Origin of the sequence: Paenibacillus sp. cl6col (genome assembly GCF_900102125.1) — a bacterium.
Classification (GTDB): domain Bacteria; phylum Bacillota; class Bacilli; order Paenibacillales; family Paenibacillaceae; genus Paenibacillus_B; species Paenibacillus_B suaedae.
Map to the genome: position 1 here is coordinate 102,319 of NZ_FNAZ01000013.1, position 13,876 is coordinate 116,194.

Consider the following 13,876-nt stretch of genomic DNA (forward strand, 5'->3'; position numbering starts at 1 on the left):
AGTACACATTACTTTTCCAGTACACCATACCATCTATTCTTGTTGAGCAATTAATCCGTATACAGGTACCAGCGCTTCACAAACGGAATCTTCTTCCAAATGCGCTTCAGGCGTGGATACAGGTAGTAGTCCAGACCGAACGTGCTGCCGGAACCGCCGATAAGCGCGATGCCGCCGAAGAAGTACCAGAACATTTCATAAGGAGCCATACCGGACGTGTAGATCATGACGCCCATCGCAACAGTTCCGATCGATGCGATCGCTGTGAACAAGCCCAAGATCAACATAATACCGAAGATAACCTCAGCTGCAACCATGCAGCCTTGGAAGATGTAAGCCATTGCTGTATAGCCGCCATCGTTTGTATAGAACATCAAATCCATCGACCAATCGACAATGCCCTTGACGAAATCAGGCACTGGAATCGCCTTGATAGCCGTACTTGCACCTTCAACAGCTGATGCTGCTGTTTGTGCGTCAACCGTTGTATGAACTGCATCAACCGCTTGAGAAGCTGCAGTCACACCATCCATCGCCTTAGGCGGGATGAGGAACATCTGCGAAGGATCCTTCAGCAATTTCGATGCCTTCTCCCAACCTTGGGATAACCACATGAAACCGATATAGATCCGAAGCGGAACAAGCCAGAAATTCGGGGAACGCTTAGCAAAATGTCCACCGACGAAGCTGCGGCGATTCTTCACATGGAAGAATTCGTGCATCATGTAAGACCAGATCTTATGGAAGCCAAGTACTTGCAAGAAGTACACAATATTAATCATATGCTTGAAGAACATGGCCATGAAGCCAGTGAAGTGGAACATTTTCTTCGGCGTGCCGATAGCGGCTACCCCGTAGCGTCCACCGATACATACCATCGTACCGTGGAAGGTTGGCTTATACGACTTATGTGTGCCATTCTTCAAGTCAGCCACGATATTATGTGCGATAAGACCAGCAGAGTGCTCGGCGTTCTCAACCATTTGCGGTACAGGACGCTCTTCGCCTTCCGGAATATAGAAGATGTTGTCGCCGACAACATACACATTTTTGTGATCAACGGACTGCAATTTGTCATTTGTCAAAATGCGCTTGCGTCCTTGCTGCTGAACATCGAGGTTGCCTACAAGGTCAGAACCTTCGACACCGGCAGTCCAGATAACCGTGCTCGATTTGATTTCATTATCGCCAAGGACAACGGAATTCGGCGTAACGCCGGAAATCTTCGCACCTGTGATAATTTCAACTTTCATTTTGCGGAGATACTTGTCCGCTTTGTCAATGAGCTTTTGCGGCAGGATTGGCAGGATTTTCGGAGCCATATCTGCTACGACGAGGCGAACCTCAGACTCGTCCACATGGAACTCATGGCACAGCTCTTCGCGATATTCCGCCAATTCGCCGACCATTTCGACACCAGTGAAGCCGGCGCCAACAACGACGAATGTGAGCATTTGCTTGCGCAGCTCTGGATCTGAGATCTTCGTCCCGTCCATGAACATTTGACGAATTTGTTGTTTCAGTTTAACTGCATCCTCGAACGACCAGAGGGAGAAGGAATTCTCTTCTGCACCCTCGATACCGAAGAAGGATGGCTTACAACCTGTACCGATAACAAGATGGTCGTAATTGTAGGATTTCTTTCTGCCATGCAGCTTCTGTCCGTTGAAATCAATGTTCTCGATCTCATCCAGCACAACGTCTACTTTCAGACCTGCAAAGATTTGCTTCAGGTCCATTTTGATTGCTTCTTCTTCGACGCGGCATGCTGCAACCTCGTGCAGCTCCGTCATCATCGTATGGAAAGGTTTACGGTCGATGAGCGTAATGCGAATGTCTTTGTCTTTCTTCAGACGCTTCGCCAGCTTTTTCGCTGTCAGTACGCCACCATAACCGCCGCCCAATACAACGATCTCTTTCATGGTTTCACCCCGTTGTAATGCTTATTTGTCAATATTTAAAAATTGAACTATCTAATGCGAACAAGGGAGCTCCGCGAATAAAAAAGCGATATATGGCTCTCAAGCATTCATACGCTGCTTGTGCCCATTTTGCTTTCCTACTGCGGAGCTTCCGTGTTATCTCTATGTGATCAAGGAAGGAGTAGACTTATCTTACTTTGCTTTAGCCAGTGCTTCTTGAGCAAGTTTCACGAAGCTGCCAACGTGGATGGATACGCCGGATACAGCGTCTGTTTTACCTTCGTTGTTTACAGCGATCGCAGCTGGATCTTGCTTAGCGATAAGTTCTTGCTCCATTTTTTCAGCTTGCTCGTGCCATTCAGAAGAAGCACCGCCAGCTTTCATACCGTATTTGCCGTCTTGAGATTGCTTTTTCTTGGAATCTCCGCCGTCTTTATGAACGCCATCCCAGTTTACAGCTGTGATTTTGCCGTCTTTAACTGTGATGTCCATTGTTTCTTTCCAACCGGATTTCTCATCGAAATCAGGAGATTCTGCATGGAAGTCGCCGTCTTTCAATGTTACTTGAGCAGCGTCTTTATTCGCTTCTGTTGATGTGTTTGTTTCAGGTTGTTTTGCAGCTTCTTCTTTCTTATCTCCACAACCAGCCAACATACCTACTACCAATACTGCGGATAGTAACAGTACAAGTTTCTTTTTCATAAAGAGTCCCCACCTTTTCTTTAGTTCAAAATTACTTTGTGAAAATTATAACTAACCGATTTACAATGTCATTTTAACATTAACTCCCTCTATTTAATGTGATATATGTCACACATAAAGGGTAAATCTTTAACTAAACCAAACTTTTTCCACGACTGTTTATTAGCTGCGCATTGACGATGCGGCTATGTATGACAATATATTCCCTCCATATCGCTCACAATATACGAGAGGGGCATCGGTAACGTTCATCCATCCATGTAAAATAATTGCTTCCACTTAATATAAGGGATAATTGCATCGCTGTTCAGTGATATTTTTCTATTGGCATGAACGATATGCATATGGTAAAGTTATGGCTTGCGCCTAAGCGCCGCGGTTCGTAACCATCCCGCGTAATCAAAACTAGGGAGGAATTTTATTATATGTTCAACTTTACTTGGGGCATTTTGTTCGTCCTTGCGAACTTTGCCTTCTTCTTGATTTGCTACCGGGCATTTGGCAAGTCGGGACTATATGCTTGGATTGGTGTAATGACGGTCATCGCTAATATCCAAGTTGGCAAGACGATTGAGATGTTCGGCATTGTCATGACGCTTGGCAACACGGCGAATGCAACGCTGTTCTTGACAACGGATCTGTTGAATGAAAAGTTCGGCCGTAAGGAAGCGAAGCGCGCAGTGTGGTTTGGGTTCTTCACGTTGATTATGACGACGATTATTATGCAGATGGCTCTTCGCTTTACGCCTGAGGCTTCTGATATGGCGCGTACGGCACAAGCATCGCTGTCGAATATTTTTGATTTGATGCCGCGCCTTGTCGTAGCAAGCTTGACCGCGTATTTCGTCAGTCAGTTCTTAGATGTGAAGCTCTTTAGTTGGGTGAAGGAACGATACCCGAAGGCAGGTCAATTGTGGATTCGAAGCAATGGTAGTACAGGAATTAGCCAAATGGCGGATTCGCTCGTATTTTGTACGATTGCGTTTGCTGGCATGGTGCCTTGGGATGTATGGTTCCAAATCTTTATTACTACTTATGTCATTAAGCTCATCATCTCGGTGTTGTCGACACCAGTTCTATATTGGGCTAGAAGCTTCCCTGTTCGTGAAGATGTGGAAGGGCAGCAAGCGAAGTAGGGAGCGCCAATGGTTGACTTGGTAAACCGGTTCTAGCTTTCTTAATAAATGAAGACCCCGATACCGATATGAAGTTCTCCCTGTCAAGTGATGGGAGCCTATCATGGTGTTGGGGTCTTTGTATAGGGAGTTTGTCCGAGCGGTTCGCTCCCTGAGGGATTTTTTTTATGATCACGAATCAACCGGCAGTTCCGCATGTATCGTCACGGAACCATTCCCGCTCGTTGCCCAAACGCGTCCGCCTGCCCGTTCCACGATGTCGCGCACGATCGAAAGCCCAATGCCCGCACCACCGTACGTGCGCGAGCGTGAAGGATCAACCCGGTAAAAACGTTCGAACAAAAGCGTCAGATGCTCAGGTGCAATCTCCGCTCCAGTATTCGTAACCTCCACGCGGAGCATTTTAGCGTTTGCTTGCATCGATAAATGAACCGAATGACCATTCGGCGTATAGCGCATCGCGTTGTCGAACAGATTCTCAAATACGCGTAGGGCGAGAACTTTGTCGATCATGACGCAGACCGGGGAGGAAGGTACATCCTCTTGAAAAACAATTGCTTTTTCCTCCCATTTCGGCATATACCTTGAAGCGGCTTCTTGGGCAACGGATCGGAGATCGACCGGATTTGAGGGAATGGCCGCTTTCAAATCGCTCTCCGCCACAGCCAGACGGTGGATGTCCTCCACTAGACAAACGAGCCGCTCTACTTCGTGGTAACATTTATCGAGCGTTTCGGGCTTTGCGGAGAGGACGCCGTCTTTCATCGCTTCCATATAGCCCCGTACCGTAGATAGCGGATTTCTGAGCTCGTGGGCTACGTCCGCCACAAGGCTTCTTCGAAGTTGTTCGATCCTCTCAAGTTCCTTGCCCATTTGGTTGAATGAACGAGCCAAATCGCCGATTTCGTCGTTCGATCGAATCTTTGCCCTCACGGTATAATCCCCGCTCGCGACTCGTTCAGTCAGCTTCCGCATCCCGGACAAGGGGCGGATGATCGAACGGGTGAACAGCCAGTTAATCCCAATGGAGAGGGGGATGATGGCTAGACTGGTATATAAAAGATAACGCCCCGTAGCCGATTGGAACATGAGGAAATTTTGGTACATCATTAAGCGGTTTTCTTCTATTAGTTGAAGCGTGTACTGACTAAATCCGATGCTGATTCCGGCTACAAGCAAAATTAATACTATCGCGTTAATCGCAAGGAGCTTGTAAATGAGTTTGATTTTCACCGTTTACCCTTCCTTTAACCGGTAGCCGATGCTCCGGACGGTTTCAATGAGATCGAATCCGGGATCAGTATCACGGATCTTTTGCCGGATATTGCCGATATGCACATCCACGATGCGGTCGACAACATCTTTATCGCCCAGCGGATACAGCACGTTCAGCAAATGCTCGCGGGTACAGACTTTCCCTTGCATTTTGAGCAAGGTGATGACAATTTGAGCTTCCTGGTACGTGAATTGCAGGGGTGCTTTCTTCCAATAAAACCGATGGCTTTCGGATTCGTATAACAAATTCGCGTTATTGTTCAAAATGAGCCCCGAAGCTTTCCGCTCCGACGTACGCATCCGGCGTAGAATTGCCTGCATCCGGGCGACGAGTTCTCGCGGGCTGAACGGTTTGCACAAGTAATCGTCGGCTCCACGTTCCAAACCCCGGATTTTGTCCTCTTCCTCGATTTTAGCCGTAAGCATGACGATAGGCGCGCTGCTGATTTTGCGTATTTCCCAGCATGCCGTAGTACCATCCATGAAAGGCATCATAATATCCAGAATGATGAAAGATGGAGCCTTAGTTTTCACCAGTTCAACAGCTCGCTGCCCATCGCTCGCGGCAAGCACTCGGCAGTTCAGTGCCCCAAAGTATTCCTGCAAAAACGAGACGAGCGAAGCATCATCGTCCGCAATCAGAATAGGACCTTCAAGCTGCAGCTTATCCATCGGAACATTCACCTCCACGGCTATCATTTTATCAGACATGATGCTCTCGTGTTCTTTATATGATCTTTACAATTCTCCGTTACATTGGTCAAGAGCCCCGTCTTACGTTGGCTCAAAACCTTTTCAGAGAGGCGATGAGTGAATGATGGTAAACAAAATGATAAAACCTGTACTTTTTGTCGGAATGGTACTTTCCGTTATTCAACCGGCCATTATTTTGGCTGCTGATAACAATTTGGCTTCGATCTCGGCTTCAGGAAACAACACCATTGCGGCAATCCGCCCCTTTGACGGCGAGATTATCAATAACTCACTGGCCGTAAGTCCCGACGAGCAAACTGCGGTTGTCTCGGATAGTCGTCAGCCATGGATTCGAGTCTATGATCTTGCCAAAGGAACTTTGCGTAAGGAGATCCGCGGCTTTGTCACACCAAGAAACATTATGTTCATTAACGGCGGTTTGCAGTTTGTCGTTTCGGATAGCACACTGGGCACCCTGCGATTTTACAACACGGAAGACCTGGCATTGAAGGATGAGGTTGCAGTGGGTCAAGGCGCATTTGGAACTGATGTCACCGCGGACGGAAATACCATGTATGTCAACAATGAAGCCAAAAGTACAGTAACGGTTGTTGATATCGGGCAGCATAAGACGACCGCTGTCATTCCGGGATTCTCCCAACCTCGTCAAGGGATAAAAGTATCTCCCGACGGTCGTTATGTGTTTGTTACTAACTTCAAGGGAGACAAGGTATCGGTTGTGGATGTCAAAACCAATGCAATCGTCCATGAGATCCACGGATTCTCGAAGATTCGAGCGATTTCAATATCCGCCGATGGCTCTACCATGTATGCGGCAAACAGCGGGCGTAATAGTATTGCCATAGTGGACATCTCACAAGGCAAAATCATTGGCGAGGTAAAGGTTGGGCGCGATCCTTACGGCGCATCCCTTTCTCCTGATGGAAAGATCCTTTTTGCCAGCAACAAGCTGGATAACTCCATTAATATAATCAGCACCTCCGACAACAGCAGCATCGGGATCATTAAAGGATTTTCAGAGCCCCGGCAAGCGATCAGCTTCAGCAAGGATGGAAACTTTGCTTATGTCCTTAATCGCGATCTCTCTATTTCTCGAGTGGATGTGAAGGCTGGTATGATTCTCGATACTGTAAGCGATAAAGATGACATTTATTATGATGTCAAGGTCAATGTTAAAGGTAATCCGATTCAAAGTGAAGAGTATCCTTATTATAAATCCAAAGCCGACATCATTTATGTTCCTGTACGTTTCGTTTCAGAGGGTTTGGGTGCAACAGTGGAATGGAACAATGACTCTCAGACCATTCAAATCAACTTCAACGGCAAAATCAATTCAGTTAACGTGGGAGGTAAAACCGCGTTGGCAGGTGATCAACAGATCCAACTCGATGGTCCGGTTGAAAAAAACGGGGAACGCACCTTTGTTCCGTTAAGCTTTATTTCGAAAGTCATGGGAGCCAGCGTAAAGTGGGATAATCCAAGCAGAACAGCAAATATTACGCCGGTTAAGTAATGATATAAAACGCTGCCTAGTCCATTGGTAGCCCTTGCATGAGCTTGATTGATGAACATGTTCTATTAAACGATTGAAGCATCATTGTTTAGAACCAGTCTGTCAATCCAATCATCGTAATAAGGCCAAGAATGAAGGAGACGGTGGCCGACCGCTGATGTCCGTCTCCATGACTTTCAGGAATCAGTTCTTTATACACAATGAACATCATTGCCCCTGCTGCAAAGGACAGCCCATATGGAACCAGATTGCTCACATAAGAGCTAAGTGTGTATCCGAGCATGCTGGTGACAATCTCAACGACGCCTGTTAAGGTAGCGATGCCAAGCGCTTTCCAGCGATTGATGTTCTGATTGACGAGGAATAAGGCGACGAGGAAGCCCTCTGGTGCATTCTGCAATCCAATGGAAAACGCGATTAACGGCCCAAGTGTATCATTGCTGCTCGCATAACTGACGCCGACAGACAAGCCTTCCGGCAAATTATGAAGGGTGATGGCCGCAATGATAAGGAATGATTTCTGTTCGATATTGATGCGAATTCGTTGATTCGGATTCTCCAAATCCATATGAGGCAGGGAATGCTCCAGCCACAGCAGCACGAAGCAGCCAAGCAGCAGGCCGAATGCAATCACGAACACATTAGAGCTGGCAAGCGCTTCGGGGATAAGATTGAACATTGAAGCTGTTGTCATGATCCCTGCTGTATAGGCGAGAAGGATATCCCTCATACGGTGAGACATGCTCCTCATGAACAAGATCGGGATGGCCCCGATGCCTGTGGATAAGGCGGAAATGGTGCTGCCGATTAACGCTTCTGTCATACTACTCTTCATCCCCTTGCTCGAATCCGGTATTCGAATTGAATTGATATTTGGTGATCGTATCATACAGACATCCTCTACGCCAAGAAATCAATGAGGTAATTATTTGAGTTAAAATGGAATATTGTCCCTTGTTTCACATGGAACTTTTTTCGACAGGAATCTAGTGAATATGAGCAATCTGCTGTCATAAAGCATACGAATAACGAAGTTGATGGGAGATATAAGCATTGCCTCAATGATCAGCGGACACTTTGCAATTTCTGTTTGTCACTGGACTTTCTGATGGATGAGGACTATAATTACCCGTGTAATATGGTAGCTTCGATAACTGCATATGCACGCTAGGGGTGCTGGAATTTGGCCGGCTGAGATTGTATCCCATTAAGATACCGACCCTTACACCTGATCTGGGTAATGCCAGCGTAGGAAAGACGTTGAACCGCGTCATTATTGTTATAATTAGGTTGCTTGCTTATTCGTCATGCTCTGCATGAATGTGCGCTGCTTTGGGCAGAATGGACATAATTGCTGTACGGATGAACGAATGCCGGATGACCTTATTGACGTGATTCATCGTATGATGCACATTCGCATATACGCGTAGAACGGCACACAAAGCGTCCCAGAGGGGGCGCTTTTTTTTGTGGATCTGAATCGTGTTGCAGGACGGCGGGACGGGAACTTGCTCATCCACACATATACGATCGAGCGGATCGTCCAACTGGTGAACGCGGCAGGCGTTATCGAAGCACTTTCTAATTTCATGATCGGCTCTCCACTAGTGAGGGAAGGAAGAGAAGGGGGATTCATCATATGCAACGGACACGCTTTACACGAGGGTTGATGCTGGCGCTCGTTATCATGATGACATTTGCGCTCGCTGCTTGCGGCGGCAAGGGTCAAGAAGCAGGACAAGGGAGCCAGGCAGAGGGGAACACGACTCAGGAGCAAGGAACGGATAAGTCGAAGGAGAAACGCGACATTAAGCTTGTGCTTGATTGGACGCCGAATACGAACCATACTGGCTTGTATGTCGCTAAGGAGAAGGGCTACTATGAGGAAGAAGGTCTGAATGTTGAGATATTGCAGCCGAGTACTGGCGCATCAGAGGCGATGATCGCATCGGGAGAAGCGCAATTCGGTGTTAGTGTTCAGGAAAGTATTACGATGGCTCGACAACAAAATGTTCCGATCGTGTCGATTGGTGCGATCATTCAGCATAATACATCAGGCTTTGCCGCGCCGAAGGACAAGAACATCAAGTCACCTAAGGACTTTGAAGGCAAAACGTATGGCGGCTGGGGCTCTCCGGTTGAGGAGATGATTATCCGCACGATTATGGAAAAGGACGGCGGCGACTATAGCAAGCTGAAGAGCGTCAACATGGGCAATGCCGATTACTTTACAGCCGTGAAGAAGGATATTGATTTCGCGTGGATCTTTTACGCTTGGACAGGTATTGAAGCAGAGCTTCGTGGTGAGCCGATTGATATGCTGTATGTCAATCAATATGCGAAGGAACTCGACTATTATACGCCGGTTCTTTCGACAAGCGAGAAGCTGATCAAGGAAGATCCTGAATTGATTAAGGCATTCATGCGTGCTACGTCCAAGGGCTATCAATATGCGATTGACAATCCAGAAGATGCAGCCAACCTGCTGCTTAAAGCTGTGCCGGATTTGAACAAAGATCTGGTTATCGCAAGCCAGAAATGGCTGAGTCCGAAGTATAAGGACGATGCACCTCGCTGGGGCGAGCAAAAGCGTGACGTATGGGCAAATTACATGAATTGGCTCGTGGGGAACAAATTAATGGATAAGAGCATTGATGTAGACAAGGCGTTTACGAATGACTTCTTGCCAGCTTCATAAGCCTATACGGTTATAGGAATAGGCAATGGGCGCATATGCGCCCTTTTGCTGTATATCGTTACCTGTGTATATCGTTACATGATATCGATACGAGATAATCGTCACCAAGACCGTTACAAGTTGATCATTACATGAGGATTGAGAAAGAGGAGGAGAAGCAAGATGGCGAACAGTTTAGTAAGCATTCAGATCGTTCCGAAGACGAAAAATGGGGAAGACGTAATTCCCTATGTAGATCGTGCAATCGAAGTCATTCAAGCATCGGGTGTGAAATATCAGGTAAATCCACTGGAGACAACGATGGAAGGCGAACTTAGCGAACTCTTCCGTATTATTGAGGATATGAACAAGGCCATGATTGAGATGGGAAGCAGCAATGTGTTGTCGCAAGTGAAGATTGTGTATAAGCCATCTGGCATTACGATGGATGAATTGACAGTGAAGTACCGGCCATGAGTGGACGTCGAATCGCGAAGATCGGCCCCCCGATCATTGCATTTATTATATTCCTCGCCATATGGCAGGCAGGAGTAATGTTGTCAGGCATTGAGAAATGGATGCTGCCCAGTCCGCTCGATATTGCACAAGAGGCTGTAAGCAATGGGGGCGGTCTGCTTATGCACACATGGGCTTCTGTTCAGTTGACGCTCATTGGCTTCTGTGTAGGCACGGCTGTTGGCTTGCTGCTGGCTTGTGCGCTTCATCCGATGCCGTGGCTGAAGCGGGCGATCTATCCGCTTGTCATAGTCAGTCAGAATATCCCGACGATTGCGCTGCTTCCGCTGCTTATGATCTGGTTCGGCTTCGGTCTCATGCCGAAGATTGTCACCATTACGCTGGTATGCTTCTTCCCCGTATGCGTGGCTACCCTGGATGGTCTTGCCCAGACAGACCGCACGATGATGAATTATATGCGTATGGCAGGCGCAAGCCGGTCGCAGCTGTTCTGGAAGCTGGAGCTGCCCCATGCACTTCCATCTGTCTTCTCAGGCTTGAAAATAGCAGGGACGTATAGCGTGATGAGTGCGATTATTTCCGAGTGGCTCGGGACGGACAAAGGGATCGGCTACTACATGGTACTGCAAAAAGCAGCCTATCGCACGGATCGCATGTTCGTGGCAATCGCAGTTGTCATTCTATTGAGCTTGGCCATGTTCGGCCTCGTATGTGCATTGGAACGGCTGCTCATTCATTGGCGCCGTGACAATAAACAGGGGTGAAGGGGGAGCGTTAAAGATGATCACAACAAACGAACAACAGCCAGTTGCCCAGCGAGATGCTGATCATGTGCATCAGCATGAGGCAGTACAGAAGCAGGCCGCTCTTGAGCTGCGTGATGTCAGCATGTCATTTGACGGTCGAGCGGGACGGCTTCATGTGCTCGATCAAGTATCCATTACGGTGCAAGCAGGAGAGTTCGTCTCAATTATTGGCCCATCCGGATCGGGGAAGAGCACACTGTTCCATCTCATTGGCGGTCTGCTTCGTCCATCAGAAGGGGATATTCTCGTCCATGGGCAGAACGTGGTTGGTCAGACAGGCCATATCAGCTATATGCCGCAGCAGCCCGCGTTGTTCCCATGGAGAACGGTGGAGGACAATGTTATCCTCGCTCCAGAAATTGCAGGCAAGCCGAAGAAGGAGGCGCGGGAGGAAGCGCGCCGCTGGCTAAGCAATGTTGGATTGACGGGTTATGAACGCTCGTATCCGCATGAGCTGTCCGGTGGCATGCAGCAGCGTGTCGCCTTCCTACGCGCAATGATGAGCCCCCATGAGCTGATGCTGCTTGATGAGCCGTTCAGTGCACTTGATGCGCTAACACGCAGTGATATGCAGCGCTGGCTCATTGACCTGTGGGAACGCAATCGCCGCTCGGTGCTGTTCATTACCCACAGCATTGAGGAAGCGCTGCTGCTGTCAGATACGATATATGTACTATCCAACCGCCCCGCGCAAGTGTTAGAGCGAGTTACTGTTCCGTTCGCGCGGCCGCGAACGGAAGCGCTGGCTTCTGAGGCCGAGTTCGTCCGCATGAAGCGCGAACTGTCCGATCTGCTGCGTAGTATACAATCTTCATCTCCTATACGTTGAAGCGTGAAGCTGTCTCTTAATAAGAGGCAGCTTTTTTTGGGGAGAATATAGAGATGAGATGCAGCCCTTTCTAATCCCTTATTGTCTATCCATTTCAAATCTTATATATGTATCCTGCCCGCTGCCTGGAATGACCCGCTGTTCATTTTCTGGTGGAAAAAGTTAGAGGCAAAGATTATAATTAAATCTCGTTAGACATGGATAGCCGCAACTCTGTGCATTGCTGTATAGAGATGACGGTGTGTCCTGAGGAGGAATGAATTCAAATGATTACGAAAGAAAGCAATCTGCGGATGGTCGTTGCCGGCCTGCTGCTTGGTATCCTGATGGCAGCCATGGACAATACGATTGTTGCAACGGCGATGCCAACGATTGTAGGCGAGATGGGCGGCTTCAATTTGTACGTGTGGGTGACGTCAGCCTACATGGTAGCGACAATGGCAGGGATGCCGATTTTCGGAAAGCTGTCCGACATGTATGGCCGCAAGCGGTTCTATGTGTTTGGTTTGCTCGTCTTCTTGGTCGGCAGTGCGCTGTGCGGAACAGCGGACAGCATGATTCAGCTTGCAATTTACCGCGCGATTCAAGGGATTGGCGGCGGTGCCGTCATGCCGATCGCGTTTACGATTATTTTCGATGTGTTCCCGCCTGAGAAGCGGGGCAAGATGACGGGGTTATTTGGTGCGGTGTTCGGAGTATCGAGTGTGGCGGGCCCTCTGCTTGGCGCATACATTACCCAGTATATCGGTTGGGAGTGGGTATTCTACATCAACTTGCCGCTTGGCCTTATCTCCCTATGGTTCATTATGCAGTTCTATAAGGAGAAGACTACGAACAAGAAGCAGCGCATTGACTGGGGCGGAGCCATTACGCTCGTCGTTGCAATCGTCAGCTTTATGTTCGCGCTTGAGCTTGGAGGCAAAGAGTACGCTTGGGATTCAACAGTTATTATAAGTCTATTTGCGATATTCCTTGTGTTCTTGATCGCCTTCTTGATCATTGAGACACGGGTGCAGGAACCGATTATTTCGTTCAATCTGTTCAAGCGCCGCTTGTTTGCGGCAAGCCAGGGTGTCGGCTTCTTCTACGGGGTGTCGTTCGTGATTGCTACCGTATATATCCCGCTGTTTGTCCAATGGGTATATGGAGGCTCGGCAACAGATAGTGGTCTCGTCTTGACACCGATGATGATCGGTTCCGTTGTGACGAGTTCGATTGCCGGTATTATGGTTGCGAAGCGCAGCTACCGCAGTTTGATGATCGTATCCGGTATTTTCTTCATCGGCGGTATGTTCGCGCTCAGTACGATTTCGACAGATACACCGCGTACGTTGTTGACGTTATATATGGTCTTAACGGGACTTGGTGTTGGCTTCTCCTTCTCCTTGCTCAGCATGTCCTCTATGCACGGCATGGAGTTTCATCAGCGTGGCGCAGCGAACTCGACCGCTTCCTTCTCACGCTCGCTTGGGATGACGATTGGTATCACCTTGTTCGGTACGATCCAGTCGCATATGTTCCAAGGGCGTTTACAGGAGGTAATGCCTGCGGGCGGTCCAGCGATGGAGCTTAAACCCGAGACACTAATGAGCGGACAGATGGGCGATCTTCCGCCTGAAGTGGCCCGGGGTCTGACAACGGCTCTCGCGGACTCGATTGCTAGCACCTTCCAATGGGCCCTCATCCCAGTAGCATGTGCGCTTGTATGTATTGCGCTTATGGGGAATGCTCGGATGATTCGAGGGGATCAAGGTCAGGGTCGTGGCGGAAATTCGAATGAGGCAAGTGAATTGAGAGCCGGAGAAATGTAAAGAAAGCAAGGCCG

At 48.3% G+C, this 13,876-nt stretch carries 13 protein-coding genes and 1 riboswitch; of the genes, 8 read left to right on the top strand and 5 right to left on the bottom strand.

Features of this window, described 5'->3' with window-relative positions:
* Positions 1-50 precede the first annotated feature (50 nt).
* Both BLS15_RS25635 and BLS15_RS25640 read right to left on the bottom strand, forming a co-directional pair.
* Entirely contained in the window at positions 51-1,922 is a 1,872-nt protein-coding gene (locus BLS15_RS25635) for an FAD-dependent oxidoreductase (RefSeq protein WP_028533364.1), read from the bottom strand.
* Positions 1,923-2,114: 192 nt separating this feature from the next.
* The gene (locus tag BLS15_RS25640; protein WP_021257249.1) at positions 2,115-2,624 is read right to left on the bottom strand and encodes an FMN-binding protein; all 510 of its coding nucleotides are present in this window, start codon (positions 2,622-2,624) and stop codon (positions 2,115-2,117) included.
* A gap of 425 nt (positions 2,625-3,049) precedes the next feature.
* Here BLS15_RS25640 and BLS15_RS25645 point away from each other — a divergent pair, with 425 nt between their 5' ends.
* A complete protein-coding gene (locus BLS15_RS25645) occupies positions 3,050-3,760 on the top strand; it encodes a queuosine precursor transporter (RefSeq protein ID WP_021257248.1) in 711 nt (236 codons plus the stop codon).
* Between the two features lie 171 nt (positions 3,761-3,931).
* Here BLS15_RS25645 and BLS15_RS25650 read toward each other — a convergent pair whose 3' ends face one another.
* Both BLS15_RS25650 and BLS15_RS25655 read right to left on the bottom strand, forming a co-directional pair.
* Positions 3,932-4,993: a sensor histidine kinase gene (locus BLS15_RS25650; protein WP_090514473.1), complete on the bottom strand. Its 1,062-nt coding sequence runs from the start codon at positions 4,991-4,993 to the stop codon at positions 3,932-3,934.
* Positions 4,994-4,996: 3 nt separating this feature from the next.
* Entirely contained in the window at positions 4,997-5,746 is a 750-nt protein-coding gene (locus BLS15_RS25655; protein WP_081819963.1) for a response regulator transcription factor, read from the bottom strand.
* 103 nt (positions 5,747-5,849) lie between these two features.
* Here BLS15_RS25655 and BLS15_RS25660 point away from each other — a divergent pair, with 103 nt between their 5' ends.
* Positions 5,850-7,262, top strand: a complete 1,413-nt coding sequence (locus BLS15_RS25660; RefSeq protein WP_090514476.1) for a stalk domain-containing protein — start codon at positions 5,850-5,852, stop codon at positions 7,260-7,262.
* Between the two features lie 88 nt (positions 7,263-7,350).
* Here BLS15_RS25660 and BLS15_RS25665 read toward each other — a convergent pair whose 3' ends face one another.
* Positions 7,351-8,085, bottom strand: a complete 735-nt coding sequence (locus tag BLS15_RS25665; protein ID WP_021257244.1) for a ZIP family metal transporter — start codon at positions 8,083-8,085, stop codon at positions 7,351-7,353.
* Between the two features lie 336 nt (positions 8,086-8,421).
* A riboswitch (TPP riboswitch) is annotated at positions 8,422-8,535 on the top strand.
* Between the two features lie 196 nt (positions 8,536-8,731).
* Between BLS15_RS25665 and BLS15_RS25670 the strand changes: the two genes are divergently transcribed.
* From BLS15_RS25670 to BLS15_RS25695, 6 genes are all read left to right on the top strand, one after another.
* The gene (locus BLS15_RS25670) at positions 8,732-8,932 is read left to right on the top strand and encodes a hypothetical protein (RefSeq protein WP_021257243.1); all 201 of its coding nucleotides are present in this window, start codon (positions 8,732-8,734) and stop codon (positions 8,930-8,932) included.
* Entirely contained in the window at positions 8,902-9,960 is a 1,059-nt protein-coding gene (locus BLS15_RS25675) for an ABC transporter substrate-binding protein (RefSeq protein ID WP_021257242.1), read from the top strand. Before BLS15_RS25670 ends, BLS15_RS25675 begins: the two co-directional genes overlap by 31 nt.
* Before the next feature lie 162 nt (positions 9,961-10,122).
* Positions 10,123-10,416 carry a thiamine-binding protein gene (locus tag BLS15_RS25680; RefSeq protein WP_021257241.1) on the top strand — a complete coding sequence of 98 codons (294 nt, stop codon included), beginning with the start codon at positions 10,123-10,125 and terminating at the stop codon, positions 10,414-10,416.
* Positions 10,413-11,180, top strand: coding sequence for an ABC transporter permease (locus BLS15_RS25685; protein WP_021257240.1), 768 nt, complete (start codon positions 10,413-10,415; stop codon positions 11,178-11,180). Before BLS15_RS25680 ends, BLS15_RS25685 begins: the two co-directional genes overlap by 4 nt.
* A 16-nt stretch (positions 11,181-11,196) precedes the next feature.
* A complete protein-coding gene (locus BLS15_RS25690) occupies positions 11,197-12,051 on the top strand; it encodes an ABC transporter ATP-binding protein (RefSeq protein WP_021257239.1) in 855 nt (284 codons plus the stop codon).
* Positions 12,052-12,317: 266 nt separating this feature from the next.
* Entirely contained in the window at positions 12,318-13,862 is a 1,545-nt protein-coding gene (locus BLS15_RS25695) for an MDR family MFS transporter (RefSeq protein WP_021257238.1), read from the top strand.
* Positions 13,863-13,876: the final 14 nt, after the last annotated feature.